The sequence below is a fragment of the Alicyclobacillus suci genome, assembly GCF_017329615.1.
In the GTDB taxonomy this organism is placed as follows: Bacteria; Bacillota; Bacilli; order Alicyclobacillales; family Alicyclobacillaceae; genus Alicyclobacillus; species Alicyclobacillus suci.
The window spans coordinates 120473-142723 of sequence record NZ_JAFMTW010000001.1 but is presented as its reverse complement, the minus strand read 5'-3'; the positions used below and the strand labels follow the sequence as shown (position 1 = coordinate 142723).

Annotated in this window: 18 protein-coding genes, 1 pseudogene and 1 riboswitch; of the genes and pseudogenes, 10 read left to right on the top strand and 9 right to left on the bottom strand. The window is 53.6% G+C overall.

Annotation, left to right across the window (positions count from 1 at the left end):
• Window positions 1-175 precede the first annotated feature (175 nt).
• Window positions 176-310 (bottom strand): annotated as a pseudogene (locus J3482_RS00830) (LysR family transcriptional regulator); the annotation flags it as partial.
• A 124-nt stretch (window positions 311-434) separates the two neighbouring features.
• On the opposite strand from J3482_RS00830, the gene J3482_RS20755 reads away from it, so the two are divergent.
• The gene (locus J3482_RS20755) at window positions 435-683 is read left to right on the top strand and encodes a hypothetical protein (RefSeq protein ID WP_236017724.1); all 249 of its coding nucleotides are present in this window, start codon (window positions 435-437) and stop codon (window positions 681-683) included.
• A gap of 17 nt (window positions 684-700) precedes the next feature.
• Complete coding sequence (locus tag J3482_RS00825; protein WP_236017723.1) at window positions 701-1402, top strand: cupin domain-containing protein; 702 nt, start codon at window positions 701-703, stop codon at window positions 1400-1402.
• 47 nt (window positions 1403-1449) lie between these two features.
• Here the strand turns inward: J3482_RS00825 and J3482_RS00820 are convergent, their stop codons facing one another.
• The 5 genes from J3482_RS00820 to J3482_RS00800 all read right to left on the bottom strand — a co-directional run bounded on the left by J3482_RS00820 (window position 1450) and on the right by J3482_RS00800 (window position 6476).
• Complete coding sequence (locus J3482_RS00820) at window positions 1450-1743, bottom strand: hypothetical protein (protein WP_206921927.1); 294 nt, start codon at window positions 1741-1743, stop codon at window positions 1450-1452.
• A 263-nt stretch (window positions 1744-2006) separates the two neighbouring features.
• Window positions 2007-2879, bottom strand: coding sequence for an aldose epimerase family protein (locus tag J3482_RS00815; protein ID WP_206921926.1), 873 nt, complete (start codon window positions 2877-2879; stop codon window positions 2007-2009).
• A 442-nt stretch (window positions 2880-3321) separates the two neighbouring features.
• Window positions 3322-3933 carry a DUF1003 domain-containing protein gene (locus J3482_RS00810; RefSeq protein WP_328702623.1) on the bottom strand — a complete coding sequence of 204 codons (612 nt, stop codon included), beginning with the start codon at window positions 3931-3933 and terminating at the stop codon, window positions 3322-3324.
• Between the two features lie 201 nt (window positions 3934-4134).
• Window positions 4135-4301: riboswitch (M-box (ykoK) riboswitch) on the bottom strand.
• Between the two features lie 51 nt (window positions 4302-4352).
• Window positions 4353-5171, bottom strand: coding sequence for an MBL fold metallo-hydrolase (locus tag J3482_RS00805; RefSeq protein WP_146822471.1), 819 nt, complete (start codon window positions 5169-5171; stop codon window positions 4353-4355).
• Between the two features lie 72 nt (window positions 5172-5243).
• Window positions 5244-6476, bottom strand: coding sequence for a glycosyltransferase (locus J3482_RS00800; protein ID WP_206921925.1), 1233 nt, complete (start codon window positions 6474-6476; stop codon window positions 5244-5246).
• 245 nt (window positions 6477-6721) lie between these two features.
• Here J3482_RS00800 and J3482_RS00795 point away from each other — a divergent pair, with 245 nt between their 5' ends.
• The 3 genes from J3482_RS00795 (at window position 6722) to J3482_RS00785 (ending at window position 12227) form a co-directional block, all read left to right on the top strand.
• Window positions 6722-9127, top strand: coding sequence for a 3-hydroxyacyl-CoA dehydrogenase/enoyl-CoA hydratase family protein (locus J3482_RS00795; RefSeq protein WP_206921924.1), 2406 nt, complete (start codon window positions 6722-6724; stop codon window positions 9125-9127).
• Between the two features lie 38 nt (window positions 9128-9165).
• Window positions 9166-10347 carry an acetyl-CoA C-acetyltransferase gene (locus tag J3482_RS00790; protein ID WP_206921923.1) on the top strand — a complete coding sequence of 394 codons (1182 nt, stop codon included), beginning with the start codon at window positions 9166-9168 and terminating at the stop codon, window positions 10345-10347.
• Between the two features lie 107 nt (window positions 10348-10454).
• A complete protein-coding gene (locus J3482_RS00785; RefSeq protein WP_236017722.1) occupies window positions 10455-12227 on the top strand; it encodes an acyl-CoA dehydrogenase FadE in 1773 nt (590 codons plus the stop codon).
• Between the two features lie 274 nt (window positions 12228-12501).
• Here J3482_RS00785 and J3482_RS00780 read toward each other — a convergent pair whose 3' ends face one another.
• Entirely contained in the window at window positions 12502-13350 is an 849-nt protein-coding gene (locus J3482_RS00780) for a deoxyribonuclease IV (protein WP_223204092.1), read from the bottom strand.
• A gap of 173 nt (window positions 13351-13523) precedes the next feature.
• Between J3482_RS00780 and J3482_RS00775 the strand changes: the two genes are divergently transcribed.
• Together J3482_RS00775 and J3482_RS00770 are read left to right on the top strand one after the other, a co-directional pair.
• A complete protein-coding gene (locus J3482_RS00775) occupies window positions 13524-15542 on the top strand; it encodes a peptidoglycan D,D-transpeptidase FtsI family protein (protein WP_206921922.1) in 2019 nt (672 codons plus the stop codon).
• 67 nt (window positions 15543-15609) lie between these two features.
• Window positions 15610-16905, top strand: a complete 1296-nt coding sequence (locus J3482_RS00770; protein WP_146822477.1) for an MFS transporter — start codon at window positions 15610-15612, stop codon at window positions 16903-16905.
• Window positions 16906-17066: 161 nt separating this feature from the next.
• Here the strand turns inward: J3482_RS00770 and fdxA are convergent, their stop codons facing one another.
• Both fdxA and J3482_RS00760 read right to left on the bottom strand, forming a co-directional pair.
• A complete protein-coding gene (gene fdxA / locus J3482_RS00765) occupies window positions 17067-17303 on the bottom strand; it encodes a 4Fe-4S ferredoxin (protein WP_021295877.1) in 237 nt (78 codons plus the stop codon).
• Between the two features lie 96 nt (window positions 17304-17399).
• Window positions 17400-18410, bottom strand: a complete 1011-nt coding sequence (locus J3482_RS00760; RefSeq protein ID WP_188332210.1) for a phosphatase PAP2 family protein — start codon at window positions 18408-18410, stop codon at window positions 17400-17402.
• Window positions 18411-18525: 115 nt separating this feature from the next.
• On the opposite strand from J3482_RS00760, the gene yfmF reads away from it, so the two are divergent.
• From yfmF to J3482_RS00745, 3 genes are all read left to right on the top strand, one after another.
• Complete coding sequence (gene yfmF / locus J3482_RS00755; RefSeq protein ID WP_223204093.1) at window positions 18526-19815, top strand: EF-P 5-aminopentanol modification-associated protein YfmF; 1290 nt, start codon at window positions 18526-18528, stop codon at window positions 19813-19815.
• Window positions 19812-21110 carry an EF-P 5-aminopentanol modification-associated protein YfmH gene (gene yfmH / locus J3482_RS00750; protein ID WP_206921921.1) on the top strand — a complete coding sequence of 433 codons (1299 nt, stop codon included), beginning with the start codon at window positions 19812-19814 and terminating at the stop codon, window positions 21108-21110. The genes yfmF and yfmH overlap by 4 nt, the downstream gene beginning before the upstream one ends.
• Before the next feature lie 168 nt (window positions 21111-21278).
• Window positions 21279-22205 (top strand): MBL fold metallo-hydrolase, encoded by a 927-nt coding sequence (locus J3482_RS00745; protein WP_146822480.1) that lies wholly within the window; start codon window positions 21279-21281, stop codon window positions 22203-22205.
• Window positions 22206-22251 lie beyond the last annotated feature (46 nt).

Below are 22251 nucleotides of genomic sequence, written 5' to 3'. Positions count from 1 at the left end.
GGGGGTGTGTTGATGGTGTGGCTCCGTCAGGCAGTAGATTTATGGTGAATTTCATAAATATAGGTACGCTGCTTGGAGTCTAGCGATTTATACGTGCGCACAATGTTTGACCAACTTCTTTAGCTGTTTGAACGAATTGTTCTATGAACGGAGACGGGCTGTGCCTCTGCCAACCGACACCCATCTCGCGCTCAAGTTGCTGAATCTGTTGGCTGAGCGGTGGTTGGGTGATATTGAGCCGCAAGGCCGCTCTGCGAAAATTTAATTCCTCTGCCACGGCTACGAAATATTCCAAATGTCTTAGTTCCATGGCCAACACCCCATTTTGCTGCGAATGATTCGCGTTGCGACTAACTGATAGTACAGATTTATATTAGACGCAACATTCTGCCATGTCATAGCATGGAAGAGAAAGCATGTAAGGAGGGATTCAGATGACGACAGTTTCTCAGCGCCCATCCGGGCAACTGACTGTTGGTGAAGTTCGCGAAAACTGGGCAGGGGATGCGAAATTATACGAGTATTCGAAGGCGGCAGACCACTTGGCTCTGGCGCGATTACGCCCATCACACCGACAGAATTTCCCGCAAGTCTTTACAACACGGGAAACACGCGAATTGTCCAGCTTGACCTCTCTGCTGACTTACGAACTGACTACCCGGCGACTAGTCCAGCACTCCTAGCGAATTTTGTTCGTATTTTGGCTGGTGACGAAATCACAACCAAGCCAAATGCGACAAGCGAATTATACTATGTCATCTCAGGTGAAGGACATACTGAGGTAGGCGGGGAACGGTTGGATTGGCGTGCCGGGGATTTCTTTACATTGCCCGCAAAATCAGTGAGTCGGCATTTCGCGCGGCAGGACGCTACGTTTTACTATGTGCACGACAATCCGATTCTTAGCTATCTTGGTGTTACGGCGGCGGAGCCTCGGTTTCGCCCTACGCTGTTTGCAGGGGATGTCGTGCGTGAAGAACTTCGCAAGGTGATGTCTGCACCAGGGGCGACGAACAAGAATCGGGTGTCTGTTTTATTGAACAACGCTGCGTTTGATCAGACGCTTACCATTACGCATACGTTGTGGGCGATGTTTGGCATCGTGTCAGCGGGAGAAGTACAGTATCCACACAGTCACAAATCTGTTGCGCTAGACTTCGTCGTCGACTGTAAACCAGGGGTTTATACACTCTTGGGCGAGCATATTGATAGGAAGACCAAACAGATTATTGATCCCATTCGAGTTGACTGGGAGCCTGGGAAAGCGTTTGTAACCCCACCAGGCATGTGGCATTCGCATCATAACGAATCGAATGAGCCAGCTTACATTTTACCAGTTCAGGACGCGGGCCTGCAGACGTATCTGCGCACGTTGGATATTCAATTTACATTCCGTGTTTAATGGCTAATTCCTTGACACGGGTCGTTAATTTTTGTGTGCGTAACTTGTCAGTCTGTGAGACTACGCTGACCATCTAACGCCTGAAGCAATGCGAGGAAATCTGTGCTACCAATTGAAAAACAGCCCCCACTGATGGGGCTGTTTTTCTGCGGCAGCCGCTCTACTTGTTTTCGTGGATGCTCAAACACATTTTTTCGATGATAATGTCCAGCGACGTCAAAATCGAAGTGATCACGTGTAATGTCGTCTAAGTCGGTTGTGGAATAGAGAATTCCCTCTTTTCCGAATACAGGATCAACTGAAATTTCCCTAGTGGATTGACGATGTAACTGCCTCGACATGCGATTTCGTACGACTGGAAGCCATAATGTTGAATCATTTGGTTGATTCGCCAGGGCAAATTTGGGACGATTGTCTCTATGAGGAGATAAGGTTAGATGATGGCCGATTTGGCTATCCGAAGTCGACTGTATGACGTTGTGAAGTAGCCAAGCTGCCACTGCTGCTGAGTCAGTGGTAGTTTGGCTTACTTCACATACTACATATGTCCGACGAATTGGATAGATGTAAGTACATGAATTCTATCAGCGCTATCGCAGTTCCGTTACGCTTTGTTTCCGTAGCGGATGGTAAGAAATGTTTTCAGCGTTTGGTGCGGTTCGAGGTGAATGAGGCCTTCGCCGGTATTCATGGCGTAGGTTCGGGCCATCCACGGTTCGACGCACACGAAGTCCTTGCCTTGAACCGACCAGATTTGGATGTTGGTGAAGACGTCGCCGTATTCTAGCGTGATTGGCTGGTCGTACTCTGGCGGCTGGAAGGAAATTTGGCGGCGTTTGGTGTTGAGCAGTGCGACTGATTCGACGAGCGGCGCGAGATTGATACGGCCCTCGTATGGTTTTTCTAACATGTCGTTGTAATCGAGATACGATGTGGCGTCTGTGTCGTAGGCGAGATTCTTCTCTTTGGTTGCAAAGTACGGGTGAAACCCTGCGTACATCGGCATTTTGGCATCGCTGTGATTGATGTATTTTTGCTCGATGACTAGTTCGTTGCCTGTCAGGATGTATTCGAAAACGAGCTCGAAATCGAATGGATATGCGGCTTTTGTTTCCTCATCGCTACGCAGTCGCAGGGTCACTGAGGCTTTTTCCTCGTCGGCTTTCATATCGATGACATCCCACGCTTTATTTCTCGCGACTCCGTGGTTGTTCATTTTATACACGACACCGTTTAACTCATACTGTCCGTCAATAAACTGGCCACAGACGGGGAACAAGACGGGGTTGCCGCCGCGAATATTGGTGGATTCATCATAAAATGTCGCTTTGTCGAGATAAAACAGATTGATGCCATGGACGCCAAAACTGGTGACAATGCCACCGCGTTGTGGGCAAATGTGTACCCATGAACGGTTCTTTTCATTTTTCAATTCGACCATCTTAAATTGATCAGTGAACTCTCTGACGTTGTACATCGCTTCTACTCCTTTGCACTTTCTGTATAGGACGCCCTTATGTACGTTTGGATGCGGAATTTACCGTTGATGCATATCAAACGTAGTGTACCGCGACGAGGGAGGGATGACAATTTTGGGTGGGCTAGGGTCAAGTGGATGAACAGAAAAGATTGCTTAGAATACTTAATCATTTAATACGACATGGTGGGACACGTCCGGTCCTTTGGGAGCACCGCCGTGCCCACAGGGCCACCACCCAGTTCTGTGCTGGCACAGTGCATAGCAAGGCAATAACACGCTGAAAGGGGTATCTCTCAAGCCCTTTGCGATGACTTTGAGATAACCCCTTTCACAAACGATGAATGCATTTTCTCGAATCGGTGATTTGTGCTGCCGGGTTTGCTCTTCATCAATTGACTCTTCATCAATGGTCCGCTGACCTCCGTCTCGGAACGTTAGTTTAGGACGAACGCGTGTGATGTTCGTCTAGTTTTGCCTCGATGGACGAAAGGAGCGCCCGAATTTCTCGAAACTCGTTTCGGATGTTTTCTAAATTCTGTACGTTGTTGCCTTCAATGCGATGTAAGTGTTTCTGGATGTCGTCGACTTCTTTTTCCGCTTTGTAGTTAATGGCGAAGTTGATGACGGACTCGTGTTTGTCTCTAACGGCTTGCCGATTCTGGCTCATCATAATTACAGGTGCCTGAAAGGCAGCGAGAAATGACAGACATAAGTTCAGTAAGATAAACGGTGGCTCATCGAAGTGTAAGGGCTTGGTGAAAGGTAGCGTGTTCCAAATCATCCACGCGACCAAAAATGCGCCAAAATAGATAATGAAGGTCCAGCTTCCGCCAAACCGTGCGATGCTGTCCGCAAGGCGATCGGAAAATGTCGTCTTGACTAAATATTCATCATCAATGCGGCTGATAATACTTTTTTCGTAATCGTCAACCAATCGGTCGATGCGTTCCACATCGTCTCGATTCATTGGAATATCGAAGCCCTCAATCATTGTCTCGTCGTCATAGGCATCATGTCGCGCATAGAATACTTTCTCTTTGTTCATGGCCATCGGATTTGCCCTCCCTTTCAGTGGCAGGTTGACCCATGCCACGTTGTAATAAGTTGTCGTGTCTGGTTGACTTCAACATTCGACAATTAGGTTCTGGGTCCACACTGACCACCTCCGTTTCGGGACAATAAAAAACCCCCTGGTTTATGAAGCCGCAGGGGGTGTTGGACGCACATACGCAAATAGACGCAGAACATTCATCACAATCCCCCTAGTTGAGCTTTGGCACTGTACGACAGTAGGGTTTGCACCCAGCCACATTAAGTAGGGCCTTAGTCCGGCGATACCTGTTCAACCCATTGGCGTGTTTCCACGTTTCCGGGCAGTGGCATGTATTCGTATAGGAGCCTCGCCTAACGAGGATTACAAAGCGACACTAGCACTTTACAATGATTCAGTCAATAGTTGATTGCAAGATGTTACGCACGGTTGCAGAATGCGTCAAAATCATTCGCCAATTGATGGAGTCCTTCGATGAGTTCGTCGCCATACATCGGCAGCCCGTGTCCGGTGATGGCAGACTCGGGTTCTAGTCCGGCGAGTTGTTTCATGGAAGTATATGCAGCTTCCCAGTCAGGTGTGAAATACGCTGGCGGGCCGTGAATTTCCCGCTTTTGCGTGAAGACGTCATAGAGCGATGTCTGCTCTACCGTCGTAAATGCGTCTCCGGCAATCAAGGTTTTATCTGACTCGCGGTAGAGTGAGATATGACCTGGCGTGTGTCCGGGCGTGTGGATAAAGCGCCATCCGGGGAGGGTCGGGATAGCGCCGTCCGCAGGTAGCGCCTGAACGCGGTCATCTAAATCGATGCCTTGGTTCGGAAACGTGGGGGACAGTTTGGCGACAAGGCCGCTCGCCGCATTGGGGTTGGCAGGGGGGTAATCTTGTTGGCCTTGCAAAAACGGCAGTTCCTTCGGATGCGCATAGACCGGCATGTTCCATGAGGTGAGGAGGGGGAGGATGGAGCCGACGTGATCGAAATGGCCATGCGTCAGGATAAGGGCATCTGGCCGTGCATCTGGGCCAAAGTGTCGCTTGGCAAAACCGATGATTTCGTCTGCCGAATTCGGAACGCCTGCGTCAATGAGCGTAAATCGCCCTGAGTCATAAGGGTGAGTGACATATAAGACGTTGACAATTTGATTCGGCAGACAGAGAACGTCGTCTGCCACTCGAATGGCGTGGCCACTGGTCAGTGATGTCAAGGGGATCATTCGATGCTCAAATTGATTTTCCATCGTTCATCGCACATCCTGTAGGTTCATTTTGATACATTTAGACTCTCCAGCACAGGATTGTACATCCAAAGATTATCGGCTTTTCCATCCTGCCGGCTCGCTGCGCTGATAAGGCCGTCCTTTCCATGCATCTGTGTGACCTTGCCAAAAGCGGCGGGCTGAGTCGATGGTCATCAGTGTGTAGAGGAAGCCGTCGAGCGGCAGTAAAGCGGCCTTCCACAGGTCGACTTTGTACCATCGTAACATGGGGACAAAGCTTATGGACATGAGCAGCCATGCGCACAGGTTGGTCGCGGCAGCAATCGACCAACCTACCACATGGATGGAAGTGCCAAGGAGACAGACGGATGCAATCCCGAAGACCACAGGGCAGGCGTACAGCACAAGCATTCCCACGACCGTACCGATGAGCAGCCAAGTGGAATAGTGCAATTGGACGAACGCAGACCTTGCGACCATGTTCCAGATGTCTGCCAGTTTTGGATAGGCGCGTAGGCTGATGACGTCGTCGCCGAGGCCGAGCCACAGGGAACCGTTGCGTGATTGAATCAGTTGGGCGAGGGAGCAGTCGTCAATCAACGCGCCACCAATCGGGGCCAGACCGTCATCTTGGCGGACGAGTTTGTGCCGAACCAGGATGCTGCCACCAGCCGCAGCGGCTGTCTGCCGGTGCGGCGAACCGACCCAGCGAAACGGGTACAGTTTCGCAAAAAAGTAGACGAAGGCAGGGATGAGCAGCGTCTCCCAAAAGCTCTCGATGCGGAGGCGAACCATGAGGGAGACGAGATCAGACGACGGGTGTGACAGCGCCTTCCGGACGAGGGATTCGACTGAGTGCGCTGGGTGCAGAATGTCCGCGTCGGTAAACAGGATAAACTCTGCGTCGTGCGGGGCGTGCCGGAGCCCGCATTGCTGCGCCCAGACTTTCCCCACAAACCCGGGTGGAAGCGCATCGGCAGAGATGATGGTCAATCGCTCGGGATGACTGGAAGCCTGCGCAATGTTGCGGGCGATTGTAGCGGTGCCGTCCTCACTGTGATCATCCACCAGAATGACGGAGAACGGACCGTCATAGGATTGTTCGAGCAGCGCAGGCAACGTCTGCGGTAGCATGTCTGCTTCGTTGCGCGCAGGAACGATGGCACAGACGCCTGGCCACGTATCGGGGGGATTGGAAACGACAATCTCACGATTTTTTTGTGTGCTAAGCCGCAATGACATTCTCCAGAAGCCGCCTCGAAACAACAATAGCCACAACCACGCTAACAAAGCCATTACGCCAATGATACCAGCCGCAAGCCACATGCCTATCACCTGACCCATTACGGTTTTCTGTCAAACTTTCTCGTATAAAGAAATAAACATAAGGATGTAATATGTCCAACTTCATTCTGCACGAAGACAAAGAAATATGCACGAGGAGGATGACTTGTGATCCGGATGACGGCAAACGATCTCTATACATTCGTATCGTCGTCTGCTAACATATCATCATAAACCTACCGACTGGTCGGTTAGTCAGTCATCGGTGGACGAAGGGAGATGTCACCGTGAGCTTACACGTACAAAAGGCCGCCGTATTGGGGGCTGGTGTCATGGGCGCGCAAATTGCCGCGCATTTGGCAAACGTCGGAATTCCTGTGATGTTGCTCGACATTGTGCCCCATCAGTTGTCGCCCGAGGAAGCGGCAAAGGGGCTGACGCTGCAGGATAGGCAGGTGCGCAATCGGCTGGCGGAAAAAGGCCTCGCTGCAGCGCGCAAGGCGAAGCCCGCCGCATTTTATGACGCAGCTGACGAGGCGCTCATTATGATTGGCAACATGGAAGACGATTTGGCACAGCTCAAGGATTGCGACTGGGTTATCGAGGCGGTGGTAGAGCGGCTTGATATCAAGCGCGAAGTGCTTGCCAAGTTGGCGGCTGTTTTGCCCGAGCACGCGATTGTATCGACCAACACCTCAGGTATCTCTCTGGCCGAAATGGTCGAAGGTTTTGATTCTTCGTTTAGAAAGCGGTTTCTTGGAACGCATTTCTTTAATCCGCCCCGCTATATGAAGTTGCTCGAAATTATTCCAGGGCCCGAAACGGATGCACAACTCGTTTCCGAGATGAAGCAATTCGCCGAACGGCGGTTGGGGAAAGGGGTCGTCATCGCGAAGGATACGCCCAACTTCATCGCCAATCGAATTGGTACCTACGGGTTACTTGTGACGCTGCAGGCGATGGAGCGGTACGGTCTTGGCGTTGACGAAGTCGATGCGTTGACTGGACCGGTCTTAGGACGGCCAAAGAGCGCGACGTTTCGGACGTTGGACTTAGTCGGCATTGATACTTTTGTTCATGTCGCGAAGAACGTTTTGCATTCGGTGACCGACGCTGAGGAGAAAAAAAGTTTTGAAGTGCCCGATTACATTGAGACGATGGTGGCCAACCGTTGGCTCGGTGAAAAGACGGGCCAGGGGTTTTTCAAACGAGAGAAAACGGATAAGGGAAGGGAAATTCTTGCGCTCGATCTCGCCACGATGACGTACCGCCCCCGTCGCAAGATTTCTTCTGCGTCTTTCGAGGCTGCGAAAAATGCGAAGAGTTTGAAAGACAAATTGCAAGCGCTCGTCTATGGCAAAGATGTGGCGTCGCAGTTTGTCTGGGACGTCGTGAAGCGGACACTGCTGTACACTGCAGCTCGGCAGTTTGACATCGCCGATGACATTGTAGCCGTCGACGAGGCCATGAAGTGGGGCTTCAACTGGACGCTTGGCCCATACGAAATGTGGGATGCAATTGGCGTGGAAAAATCGGTCGCTCGCATGCGCGACGAAGGAGAAGTGATTCCAACTTTTGTCGAGCAACTGTTGGCTGCGGGACAATCGAGTTTCTACGGATCTCGCGAACCGGGATGGCGTTCCTTTTACGTGGGGAACGGCGAATATCGCACACTTGAGACGCCAAGGGAGAAGTGGTCCCTCGCCGATACGAAGGCGAAAAACGGCGTGATTCACCAGAACAGTGGCGCCAGCCTTATCGATATTGGGGATGGCATTGTCTGTCTCGAGATGCATTCGCTGAATCAGGCGATTGGCAGTGAAATGGTATCGATGATGGCGTTTGCAGCCAAAGAGGTCGAGCGGAACTGGGATGGCTTGGTGATTTACAACGAGGCGAAAAATTTCTGCGTGGGTGCCAACCTGATGCTGATGTTGATGGAAGCGCAGGACGAGAACTGGGATGAGCTGGACTTTACCATCCGGCAGTTTCAGGGCGCTGGCATGGCGCTCAAATACCTGCCGAAGCCGGTTGTCGCCGCGCCGCACGCCATGGCGCTAGGTGGTGGGGCTGAGCTGTGTTTCCCAGCCGACAGGGTGCAGGCGCATGCCGAAACGTACATCGGCCTCGTCGAGGTCGGTGTTGGCCTCATTCCTGGAGGCGGTGGAACGAAGGAAATGCTGCTTCGCGCGATGGAAAATGTCCCACCAGGCGTCGATATTCGGCCTGACCCTTACATTGCGAAAGCGCTTGAAACGATTGCCATGGCGAAGGTGTCGACCAGCGCGAAGGACGCCAAGCGCCTTGGGTATTTGCGTGCGGCCGATGGCATCAGCCTAAATCGCGACTATCAACTTTACGATGCCAAACAGGTAGCCTTGTCGCTCGCACGGACGGGTTACTTGCCGCGCCAGCCGCAGAGGGTGCGCGTCATTGGCCGCGACGGAGCTGCGCTATTAAAGACCGGTGTCAACAACTTGTTGCACGGTGGTTTCATTTCTAATCACGACGCGCGCATCGCCAATCAGCTCATTCGCGTATTGACGGGCGGCGACGTGCCGCGGGGGACTGAGGTGACGGAAGCATATTTGCTTGATCTCGAGCGCGAAGCGTTTCTCAGCCTGATTGGCGAACCCAAGTCGCAACAGCGGATGCTTCACATGTTGACCAAGGGCAAGCCGCTTCGCAATTGACGGGTCACGTAGACGGTTTTTGTAAAGGAGGAACTCGTGTGAAGGAAGCAGTCATTGTCGCTGCGGCGCGGACGCCAATTGGAAAGGCGGGCAAGGGTAGTTTGCGCCACACCCGGCCTGACGATTTGGGTGCGCTCGTCATTGAGGAATTGCTCAAGCGCGCACCGCAAGTCGCGAAGGAGGAAATTGAAGACGTCGTGATGGGGTGCGCGATGCCAGAGGCGGAGCAGGGGATGAACGTCGGGCGCATCGTGGCGTTACGCGCTGGACTGCCGACGAGCGTGCCTGGCATCACGGTCAACCGTTTTTGCAGTTCTGGGCTACAGGCCATTTCCATGGCAGCGCAACAGATTATGACTGGCATGGCCGATGTCGTTATTGCGGGTGGCGTCGAGTCGATGAGTATGGTTCCGATGGTCGGTTTTAATCTGTCCCCGAATCCAACGCTCGTCGAGCAAATGCCTTCGGCTTATATGAGTATGGGCCACACGGCGGAACGCGTGGCGGCGCGCTTCGGCGTCACCCGCGAAGACCAGGATCAGTTTGCCGTCCGCAGTCACGCGCGCGCGGCGGCTGCTATCGATGGCGGCAAGTTTAAAGATGAAATCGTACCTGTGCCCATAGAGCGGGTTTCCTTTGATTCATCTGGCCGAGTGGTGCGCGAGACGGTGTTGTTTGATACCGACGAAGGGGTCCGTCGCGACACGTCCATGGCGGCGCTGGCGAAACTTCGTCCGGCGTTTGCTCTCAACGGGACGGTGACAGCGGGCAATTCGTCGCAGACCAACGACGGGGCAGCGGCTGTGCTTCTGATGTCCGCGGATAGAGCCGCGCAATTGGGGCTTAAGCCATTGGCGGCCTTCCGCAGTTTCGCTGTTGCCGGGGTTGATCCCGACATCATGGGCGTCGGCCCGGTCGCCGCGGTACCAAAAGCCCTTCGCCTCGCGGGTTTGACGAAGTCCGACCTCGACCTTATCGAACTGAACGAAGCATTTGCCGCACAGGCGATTCAGGTCATTCGCGGTCTCGAATTGGACGACGAAAGGGTCAACGTCAACGGCGGCGCGATTGCGTTGGGTCATCCACTGGGCTGCACTGGTGCACGCCTGACAGTTAGCCTTGTGTATGAAATGATGCGGCGTCAGGCTCGCTACGGCTTGGTGACGATGTGTATCGGCGGTGGCATGGGCGCGGCAGGTATCTTTGAGCGCCTCGCATAACGCGCGGCGTCTGCGGTAACCTGGGCGCCCCGCGTAACTTGGAATGCTTCGCGCCACCTGCGTCGTTTGAGCGGGTGCCGCGCGAGACGAGGATAGGAGGAATTGACATGAGTACGAATGTGTCCCGAACTGCAGCGCGAGGTGCGTTTTATTTGATTGAGAACACAGACCCGCAAAATGTGTTTACGCCGGAAGATTTGTCACAGGAACATCAGATGATTATTGAGACGACGCGTGCGTTCGTCGAGCACGAAATATTGCCTGTGCAAGAACAGTTGGAGCACCAGGACTGGGCGCTCACGGTGAAACTCCTGCGCAAGGCAGGCGATTTGGGACTTCTTGCCGCCGATGTACCAGAAGCGTATGAGGGCCTTGGCGCCGACAAGGCGACGAGCGCGTTGATTTCGGAGTATTTGTCGCGGGGCGGATCATTTGCGTTAAGCCACGGTGCCCATGTCGGCATCGGCTCCCTCCCCATTGTGTTCTTTGGCACGGAAGCTCAGAAGCAAAAGTATTTGCCGAAACTCGCTAGCGGCGAGTGGCTGTCGGCGTACGCCTTGACGGAACCGGGGTCTGGATCTGACGCACTCGGTGCCAAGACCACCGCGACGTTGAGCGCCGATGGCCAGTATTACATCCTCAACGGCACGAAGCAATTTATCACCAATGCCGGATTTGCCGACATCTTCGTCGTCTACGCCAAAATCGATGGCGACAAATTTTCCGCCTTTATTGTGGAGAAGGACTTCCCGGGCGTTTCGACGGGGGTCGAAGAGAAGAAGATGGGCATTAAAGCGTCCTCGACGCGCCAACTGATTCTCGAAGACGCCAAAGTGCCTGTCGAAAATCTGCTCGGTGAAATTGGGCGAGGGCACGTCATTGCTTTCAACATTCTCAATATTGGCCGCTACAAACTCGCCGTGGGCGCCGTGGGCGCAATGAAGGCCGCTCTCGAGCACGCGGTTGTGTACGGCAACAGCCGCAAACAGTTCGGTAAGCCCATCACTAGTTTCCCGCTCATCCAGCAGAAAATTGCCGAGATGAATACACTGGCATTCGTGACCGAGAGCGCTAATTACCGCGCGACAGGCGACATCGATGTCTCACTTGAATCGGTGGACACCAGCGACGGCCACGCCGTGGCGGATGCCATTGCGGAATACGCACTCGAGTGTTCTGTACTCAAGGTCTTCGGCTCGGAGGCGCTCGACAAAGTCGTCGACGAAGGCGTGCAGATTTTCGGCGGCGCAGGATTTATCCAGGATTACGGCATGGAACGGATGTATCGCGACGCGCGCATCAATCGAATTTTTGAAGGGACCAACGAGATCAACCGCATGCTCATTCCAAACACGCTCCTGCGCAAAGCCATGAAGGGCGAATTGCCGCTCCTCCAGAAGGCGCAGGAACTGCAGGCCGAATTGATGCAATTGACGCCGCCATCTGGCGACTGGGATACGCTTGAGCGCGAGACCTACATGCTCGAGATGATGAAGAAAATCTTTCTCTTCGTCGGCGGCGTGGCGGTGCAGACGTATCAAACGAAGCTCAAAGATGAGCAGGAGGCTTTAGCTGCCATCGCGGACATCGCGATTCAGATCTACGTGCTGGAAAGCGCCATTCTACGCACGAAGAAAGCCATTGCGGCCGGCCACGACGCCGAGAACAAAATTGACATGACCGTGGCATTTTCCGATAAGGCTTACGCTATGGTCGAACAGACGGCGAAAACGTTGCTCGCTTCCATCGCGGAAGGGGATATGTTGCGGACGCAGCTGTCGATGTTGCGCAAACTGACGCGTGTGCAACCCGTGAACACGGTGGCGATTCACCGTCGAATTGCACAGCGCGTGATTGCGGCGGAAAAGTACCAGGCGTAACGGGGAGCGATGCGTGGATGGACGTTTGCAAGGGAGGGCCCTATGAGCCCTCCTTTTGGTTGGGGCGGACGGCGGGATTGAGGGATGGCAGGCTGGGCTGGGGAACTGGGGCGCGCGGTCTCTGAGGTGCTTCGGGCAACAATAAGGTCCCAAATGAACCTTATTTCTGACGCTACCGCCATTGCTGCCTAGGCAGAGCAATAAGGTCGAAAATCTGCGCTATTCGCGCCCCACCTCAATCCGGCTGTCCCACGCGCCGGCCGCCCACTTCAGCTCACTCCTCGTGTCGATTCAACAGCATGTCAATCTCCTCTTTGTACTTGCCGGCTGGCGTCTCGAGGATTTGGGGGATGCCGCGAAGCGCTTCGTGGTGTACGATGCGCTTGATGGCTTCGAGGCCGAGGCTGCCTTCGCCGATGTTTGCGTGGCGGTCTTTGCGCGACGCAAACGGGTTCTTCGAGTCGTTGATATGGGCGACTTTCAAACGGTCGAGGCCAATGGTTTTGTCAAACTGCTCGAGGAAGTTGTCGAAGTCGCTGACCACGTCATAGCCGAAGCTGTAATTATGGCAGGTGTCGATACAGACGGCGAGCTTGTCCTCATGGGTGACGCCGTCGATGATTTGCGCAATCTCTTCGAGGCTGTTGCCGACTTTCGATCCATCGCCCGCCATGGTCTCCAAGCAGAGGTACAAGTTTTCGTCGCCGGTGAGAATCTCGTTGAGCCCGTCGATGATTTGCCGGATGGCAAATGCTTCGCCTTCCCCCACGTGAGAGCCTGGGTGCATTACGATGTACTTGAATCCCAAGTACTCGACGCGCCCGATTTCTTCGCGCAGTACGTCGAGGCCGTATTGACGCGTTTCCGGTTTCGGGCTTGCCAAGTTGACCAGGTAGGAGAGGTGGACGACCGGATCGACAATGTGATGCGTCCGCATCAAATCCAGCGCCTCGTCGCGGTGGAAGTTTTCAATGGGGCGAGCTTTCCCGCCGCGATTGCTGCGCGTATAAATCATAAAGGTGTTCGCGTCGTACGAAATCGTTTCTTGTACGGCTGCGAGTAATCCGGTTTTGGCAATTGATACGTTGGCGCCAAGCAGTATTTCGTCGTGTTCCCCTTTCACAGGACATCCCTCCACATCTTTTGCAATGGTAGCACACCCCATTTGTCGTTCATAGCATTCCACCGTGCGGCGAAGCGCTATTTGTGAGCGCGTCTTTTGGCGTTCTTTTGTGTACATGAATGCCGTTTTTGCTGGGAAAGCTGGGAAAAGATTCGTGGTTGGGGGGTTGCTTCGTGCGATGGGAAGAGAATCCACACGGCTCGCGGCTGGTCTGGGTGTATGCCATGGTCGTGGCGGCCATCCTCGGTCTTATCCTTCGCTTAGGCTACCTCGATGTGGTTTGTGGAAAATCGTTTCGGGCGCAAGTGGGGAAGACCTTGTCTACGCGGTTGGGCGTATTGCCGACACGCGGGTGGATTTATGACAAGGATATGCACGTGCTCGCCTACAACTCGCCGTCGGTGAGCGTGGTGCTGAGCAAGTTTGGGGTTCATCCCGATATGTACCCGCAGCTCGCCCAACGACTGGCGCCGGTTCTTCATATGCACCCTGAGGCATTGCTGCAGAAAATGGAGCAGAATGCGGCGGACAAGGAAGTTTCGTTGTTTGAGAACGCATCGAAGGCGCAAATTGCGTACATTGCCGAGCATCAGTCCAAATTGCCGGGGATTCACTGTGTGGAAGATGTGCGGCGGGTGTATCCGTTTGGAAGTCTCGGGGGGCACCTGATAGGTTACATTCAACCGCAACCTGCCAGCGAGGCGGAGATGTACCGAAAGGCGAAATATCTGCCAGAGCAAAGGGTGGGTATCACGGGTGTGGAGCGTCAGTATGAGTCGATTCTGCAAGGGAAACCGGGCTATCGGACGTGGCAGGTAAACAGTGCAGGCGTACCCATCAAGGCCTTTGGCCTGAACCCATCACCGACACCTGGGCAGAGTCTTCGCTTGACGCTGGATGCGGCCCTCCAAGCGAAGGCGCAAACGCTCGTCATGAACCAACTGGAAGCGGTCCGCAACGCGCATCATATCGACCCCACGGACGCCGAAGCCGTAATGCTCGACGCCAAGACGGGTGGGGTCTTGGCGATGGTCAGTTACCCGTATTACAACCCAAATTGGTTTATTCAAAGCACGGAATATCAAAAACACCGGTCGTACATCGAAAATACCCGGTTGACCCCAATTATCAACCACACGCTGACGAGCCCGCGGTATCCCGGCAGTACGGTCAAGCCAGTCAATTTGTTGGCGGCGATGAACAGTGGGGTGATTACGCCGTATACGCGGATTCAAGATAATGGAAAGTTGATGGTCGGGACCTATGAGGCACACGACTGGATGCCTGGCGGGCACGGGTCGGTCGACGTGGCGACGGCGATTCAGACGTCGTGTGACACCTATATGTATCAGGTCGGCATGTGGATGGCTAATTGGTACGGCGGTCTCCCGCGCGGGGCGTCGCTGAGTAGTTGGAATCAGCGGGATCGGATTCGTGGGTTGAATCAGATGTTGGACTGGGAGTGGAAGTTTGGACTGGGCCCCAAGACGGGTATCGATTTGCCGGGTGAAGCGAGTGGGCGGTTTTACGCGAACGACTCTGTACATCATTCGATTGTTCGCTATGACTTAGTGGCCTCGGAGCAGGCGTTGAAACAACAACACCGGGTGCCCAATGCCGGACTTCTTTACGACAATGCTTTTGCGGCGATTGGGCAAATGCAAGAATTCACACCGCTGCAATTGGCCGTGTACGCGATGACCATCGCGAATGACGGCGTACGGTACAAGCCGCACGTACTGGATGCGGTGCTGTCAGCCGACGGCAAGCGCGTCATTCGCCAAGCGCAGCCAGAGGTCGTCAGTCGCGTGCACATTCCGGCGGACCAGTTGCGCGCCGTGAAGTATGGGATGTACAAGGTGACCCATCAGCCGGGCGGTACGGCGTATCGCGCATTTCAAGGCGCACCGTATTCCGTCGCAGGTAAAACGGGAACTGCAGAAGTCAGTCAATGGGGAAAAAAGACCGATATTTCCCTGTTTATTGCGTACGCACCCGTGGTCCACCCGGAGGTCGCCTTGGCCGTGATGGTGCCGGGCGGAGGTGAGTCGAGTGACGTTGCGGTACCACTCGCGCGAAAATTGCTTGACGCCTATTTTGCACAACAGCGGCAAACGCCAAAGGAGAAGGCGCGCGCCTTGGCCAATTGGTTCGGCTCTCCCGCAGCCCGCTGCACGCAATTTGGTCCGTGAGGACTGTCTGGTCGATTCTCGGGCAAGCTATCCGCATACCGTGTAATCTTCGGCAGGAGGTGAACATATGAGCAAACACGGTTCCCACCTACCGAGAATGGCATGGTGGTTGTTGGTCGTCAGTGGTTTGTTCCACTTGTCGATTAGTCTTTCGAATACGTTTGTTAATATTTTCGTATTTAAGGTCGATCACAGCTTTACCGCCATTGCCTGGTACAATCTTCCGATTTTCCTCTTGTTGCCGTTCACCTTTGTGTTGGCAGCTGTTGTTGCGCAACACACGTCGACGGCGATGGCGCTGCGCATTGGAATTGGGCTGCACGCGCTGTTTTACGCAGTCACGCTGATTGTCGGCGAAAGAGCGGCTCGAATGCCGTTCGCACTGGGTATTTTAATGGGGCTCGCGGCAGGTTTTTATTGGCTCGCATTTGACGTGTTAAGCGTTGAGTATACAGATAAGGGCGGTCACGAGCCGTTTTTTGGGACACACGGGGTCATTACATCGATGGCGAGCGTCGTCGCACCCCCCATCGCGGGCGTCTTAATCAGTCGGGAAGACGTGTTTCTCGGCGGGTTGAGTGGCTATCATATCGTGTTTGGGATTTCCTTCGTCTTGTTTCTAGGTGCGACATTTTTTAGCTTTCATTTGCGCAGTGACCCCCTTCCGCGCCTTCATTTAATCCGCGGCGTACAAGCATTGCGCAAGTCGTCGTGGCTTAGGTTGATGGCCGCTTCCTCCATTTATGGTCTGCGCGAAGGCGTATTTATGTTCCTGATTGGCTTGCTGGTCTATGTCGCCACCGGCAGCGAGATGAAATTAGGCGTATTTCTGCTTCTACAGGGAGGACTTTCCTTCTTGGCGTTTTATTTGGCGGGGCGGCTTTCGGCAACATATCGATCCCGCCTCATAGGCATCGGCAGCATCGGCATGAGCGTGGCAGCGGTGTTGTTTCTGTTTCCGATTCACACGCCAACTATCGTCATTTACGGCAGCCTGACGGCGGCGGCGCTTCCGTTTTTCATGGTGCCACTGCAGGGGTATGTGTACGACGGCATCGACGAAAGCGTCAGCGATGACACACCCGCTACGACGTTCATTATCGTTCGCGAGTGGTTTGAGAACTTGGGACGGGTGATTGGCGTCGTGCTGTTCTTGACGTTGTGCGTCAACGAGTCGCCGAATCACCTGGGTAAGTTGCAGGGCTTATCGTTTGCGCTCGGCCTTGTGCAACTTGGCGCCTGGGCCGTTCTTCTTCCGAATATCCGTAAATCGCGTCCGCAGACGCCAAAGGGGAAGCGCCGAGCGCAGTTGGCTGAAGGTGAGCGTAAGACGGCGAATAAACGACTTAATCCCATGTCGTGACGCGGTTGTAGACCAGCGCTGCAGTTGGGGAGCGCTGTGCGGTTCAGCGTCATGTTCTGGATAGGATTCGTGTTGTGCATATGATAGGGGATGTAAGAAATGTTAAAAAAGGGATGCCGTGTATACGGACATCCCTTTTGTAGATAAAAACGAAAGCACAACTACTTTTGGAAGAAGGCACGATTCTTTTCGATGTACTCGTGTTCCTCTTCTGGCAGAAAATCTTCCTGGAAAATAGCAGACACCGGACACACGGCTTCGCAGGCGCCGCAGTCGATGCAAAGGTCAGGGTCAATATAGAACTGGTCTTCACCCTCGTGGATGGCATCCACAGGACAGGTTTCAACGCAGTCCCCGTGCTTGGCACCCACGCAAGCGGAGGCGATAACAAATGCCAACGGAAACTCCTCCTTACAAGCCATCGCTATTTCTATACTTTTTATATCATATACCAATGATTCTACGTGGTGCAAGCACTACCTGATGAGCATGCTTCAGACCCACTCGGATACGCCATCGTGAATATGGGTGGGGCGGTCTCGATAGGCCGTATGTGCCAACATGCGTTCACGCGATTCCTCCCACCAAGTAGTCAGCGCGGGCGCTAGCTCGGACACTGCAACGGCGAGTGCGGCACCTGCAATCAAATCAACGCCGTAGTGTACGCGCAGGTACATCGTTGAAAGAATGATGAGCGCGATGTCGACCGCATAAAACCAGAACAGTTTGTGGGCGTGTCGCCATGCATGAATGAGCATGACTATCGCCAGCCCCGTGTGCAAACTGGGGAAGCAGTCACGGCTGAGAAATGGACCTTCGCCATCCACGAGTTTCAGCAGCGGGCCGATACTGTGTTGGTAATGTGTCGTAAACTCTGGGCCGATGGCCGGTACGAAAAAATATGTGCTATATCCGATATAAAACGCCAAGAGGGCTGCGGTGACGTATTCGCGTAACGCCTGCTCACTACGGCACCCCATGATGAAGACCGTCAAATACGTCATGATGAACCAGGATGCGTACGCTCCGCAGAACAACAGCGTCAGTGGCAAACACGTCACTCGGTCAAACCAGTGTGAAGGTGTCGCGCCAAATAGCTGTGTGTCGAGATGAAGCAGGAGCGCATCGTGGTCATACGGGTTAAACACGGCGATGTAAAAATTGATAATATCAAAGACGACAAGCACCGCGAGGAAACTTAAAGCGACGCGGGCGTATCGATGGAGCCCGCTGGCGACGGAGTCGGTTTGCCTGCGCGTCATATACACACAGCCAGCAAAGGCCAACGCGAACGCGACATAAAACCAAGTGACCCCTCGCAACAAGACGGTCAAGATATTGGACCCCAAGGGATTGGCGATGGCTGTAAAGCCAAGGACGTGCTGAATTCTCTCTGGGCATGCGACAAATACGGCGAACAGCGCAAGGAGCATGAAAATGCTCGCGATTTCATACACTTCTAGGCGCGCAAGGCGGCGCACCCACTGTAATCGATACTCTGACATCACACACACCTGAAAGATGACATTCATTCTTGAAGCTTACGCTCAACTATACCACATCCAGGCTGTCTTGTTTGGGTATAATGTGGAAGATGACCCTTACGTGGGAGTTGGTATTTTGGCGAATTTTATAACGCGACAAGCTGGGCGTATTAATGTCCATTTTTTACCGCACACGCGGTTTCGCACCAAAGATTTAACCATCCGTCTCCATATACCGCAGCGGCGGGAGTACGTCACGCCGATGGCGATGCTTCCATATATGTGGATGAATGGAACGAAATCGAAACCGTCAACCCGAGATCTGATGATGGCCGCGGATGAACTGTATGGTACGGTCGTCCGATCCGGCCTCGGAAAACGCGGGGAGTATCAAATTATGGAGGTATCGGCGAACATTCCGGACGTTCGCGCCATCACGCGAGATCACGTGGTTGAACAGGCACTTGCGTTGGTCTGCGAAGTATTGCTGAATCACGAGGCGAAAACAGCAGCGTTTTCCGACGACGCTGTGCGTCAGGAAATCGATTTGCACCGCCGTCGCATCGAGGCGACGCGCGATGACAAGATGGGTTATGCCCTGCAGCGTTGTCTTGCTGAAGTCGCGCGCGGTACAGCGGCAGCATTGCCGCGTCTGGGCTATTTGGAAGATCTCGAAGCGATGAACGCAGATGTGTTGTTTGACTGCTACCAAACACTTCTGAAGGAAGCCGAGGTACACGTGTATTTGGTTGGACCGTATCAAGACGCAGACGCCTTGTCTGAGCAGATTATCGGACAACTATCGCAGGTAATTGGCGAAGGTGGTATGCGTTCGCAGTTGCAAGTGGAGCCGCTCAGGACAGGCGTTGAAACGTCGTTCCGCCATGTCACAGAGCACCAAGACGTGGCACAGGCGCAATTGGATATTGGGTATCGCACAGGGCTTAACTTTTCGTCTGACGACTATCCGGCGATGTTGATGATGAACGGTGTGCTCGGCGGCTTCGCGCACTCGAAGCTGTTTTTGAACGTGCGCGAAAAGCACTCTCTCGCGTATTCCGTGTGGTCGCATTTTGATGCGATGACGGGAAGCCTTGCCGTGATGACTGGCATCGAGCCGAAGCAGTACGAGAAGGCTTTACAGATTATCGAGGAGCAAGTTGCCGCGATACAGGCGGGAAACATCACCGACGAGGAGATGGCGTTCACGTTTCGCGGCTTGCAAAACCAATATACAGTATTGCTCGACCAACCATCGTCACTCACTAGTTGGCATTACAATGGCGTCCTTTGCGGGCAACAGCGGGAAATTGAGACGCTGCTCGACCAGTTGCAGCGCGTTACGAAAGATGACGTCGTCGCTGCCGCCAAGCGGCTGGAGCCCAATACCATCTACTTTTTGACCGGCGAGGGGGATGCACAATGACCGGTGAGCGCGCAGCGAAGGCGGCATTGGGAATTGAGGTCATTGCCAAGACACTGGACAATGGACTTCGCGTCTATCTCATTCCGAAAGCTGATTTTCGGCAGACGTTTGCAATGTTTGCCACGAAATACGGATCTATCGACAACGAGTTCAAGTTGGATGGCAAACCCGTACGCGTGCCGGACGGCATTGCGCACTTTTTAGAGCACAAGATGTTTGAAGACGATGAACAGGAAGTGTTCTCCCAATTTGCAGAGCATGGAGCGTCCGTGAACGCGTTTACCACCTTTGATGAGACCGCCTATTACTTCTCGGGTACTTCTGATCTTCGGGAAAATATCGACACGCTGTTGAATTTCGTCCAAAAAATCTACCTGACAGACGAAAATGTGGAAAAAGAAAAGGGCATCATTGCGCAGGAAATTCGCATGGGTGACGATAACCCCGACCGGCGCGTGTTCATGGAGTTGCTCAGCGCGATGTATGCGGCGCATCCGGTGCGCATCGATATCGCCGGGAGCGTCGAGTCGATTTACCAAATTGACCGGGAGACGTTGCTAACGTGCTATCATACGTTTTATCACCCGAGTAATATGGTGCTCGTCGTCGTGGGTGGATTCAATCCAGTTGAGGTGATGGATTGGATTGAAAAGAATCAAGCGCGTAAAACTTTTTCCCCGCCTGTTGCGGTGGAGCGAGTATATCCGACTGAACCGGCGTTACCGCGCACGGAAGCCGTCACGACGAGATTGCCCGTATCGTTGTCGCGGTGTTTAATCGGTTGGAAGGACACCGTTGGCACCTTGTCGGAAGGGGCGTTACTACATCGCGAACTGTTGACAGGGATTGTACTGGATGCGCTATTTGGAAAGACGACCAAATTCTACGGAGAACTGCTTCGCGATGGGCTCATCGACAAGGCATTTTCCTGGGAGTATGATTTGACGCCGCACTATGGCTATACCGTGATTGGCGGTAACGCGCCGCGGCCAGAGGAACTGGTGAAGCGGGTAAAGGCATATGTGGCTGACGCGGCTTCGCGTGGGATTACAGAGGAAGATTTTGAGCGGGCGCGCAAAAAGGCAATTGGTCGATTTTTGATGAGTTTAGACCAAGTGTCCTATATAGCTAGATCCTATGTCACGTATTGTCTGCGCGACGCCGATTTCTTGCAGACGGTCGACGTGCTGCAAACTCTGAAACTAGAGGATGCCAATGTGCGGTTGCGTGAGCATTTGCGCGAATCGCAGATGGTTGTGTCAACGGTGTTGCCGAAGTCTGAGACGGCTTCGTGATTTGTCACCACAGCGGTGGCGGCGCCGGGTGGGTGGACATTTGATGTGCGCAGCCCGGTGCCTTGCCATTTGAATGGTTGCCTGGGACAAGCTGAGTTGCCAGGTAGGCGTCACGAGATGTTGTTTGTTGAATATGCGTAAAGTTTATTTTTATAGGAGCGGTTGAACATGGTTTGGCTCACTGTTGTGATTGTGGTTGTACTGCTTGTCGCCGTGGTGGGTGCCATGTCGTTTCTGTTATATCGCAGAGCTACTAGTAATTGGCCGCATCCGCCCTACCGTACGCCAAGTGTGTCGCCAAATCCGGCGCAATGGGACGACAAAGGGTTGTATATTGCCTGGATTGGGCATTCGACTTTGCTGATTCGCATGGATGGCGTCAATATTTTGACAGACCCCGTCTTTTCTGAACGGGTTGGCGTTCATATTCCCTTTGTCACCATCGGTCCGCGTCGCCACGTCGCGCCGGCTTTGTCGATTGCGGATTGCCCAAAAGTGCAATTGGTACTGTTATCGCATGCACATATGGATCACGTCGATTTACCGAGTCTGCGCCATGTGATTCACGAGGGGACGGAAGTGGTTACAGCGAAGAAAACCTCCCGCCTCGTTCGGCGATTCAAGCCACAGAATGTCTATGAATTAGTCCCTGGTGAGACGATAGATTTAGCGTGCGGTGTGACGGTGACTGCATCGCGGGTGAAGCACTGGGGAAGTCGATTTCCGTGGAATCGGGATCAGGGGTACCAGGGCTACGTCATCCGGCGAAACCAGTGGTCGGTGTTCTTTGCTGGAGATACGGCGATGACGGAAGATGTCGCCCAAGTCGCGCAGTTTGCACCACAGGTCACTTGCATGCCGATAGGGGCCTATGCGCCGGAGACGTTTCAAGGTGCGCATTGTACGCCAGAGCAGGCGTGGGAGATGTTCTTGGCGACAAAAGCAGAGCACCTGATTCCAATTCATCACGATACGTTTGTACTCTCCAGGGAACCTTTGGACGAACCACTGAATCGACTGGTGCGTGCGGCAGCGGACAGGCGCCACCAAATCGCGCTGACGAAGCACGGGGAGACATTTGTGTTAAAGGAGTAAGTTTGGCGTCGATTACGGCATCACTTCCTGGAATTTAATTACAAAA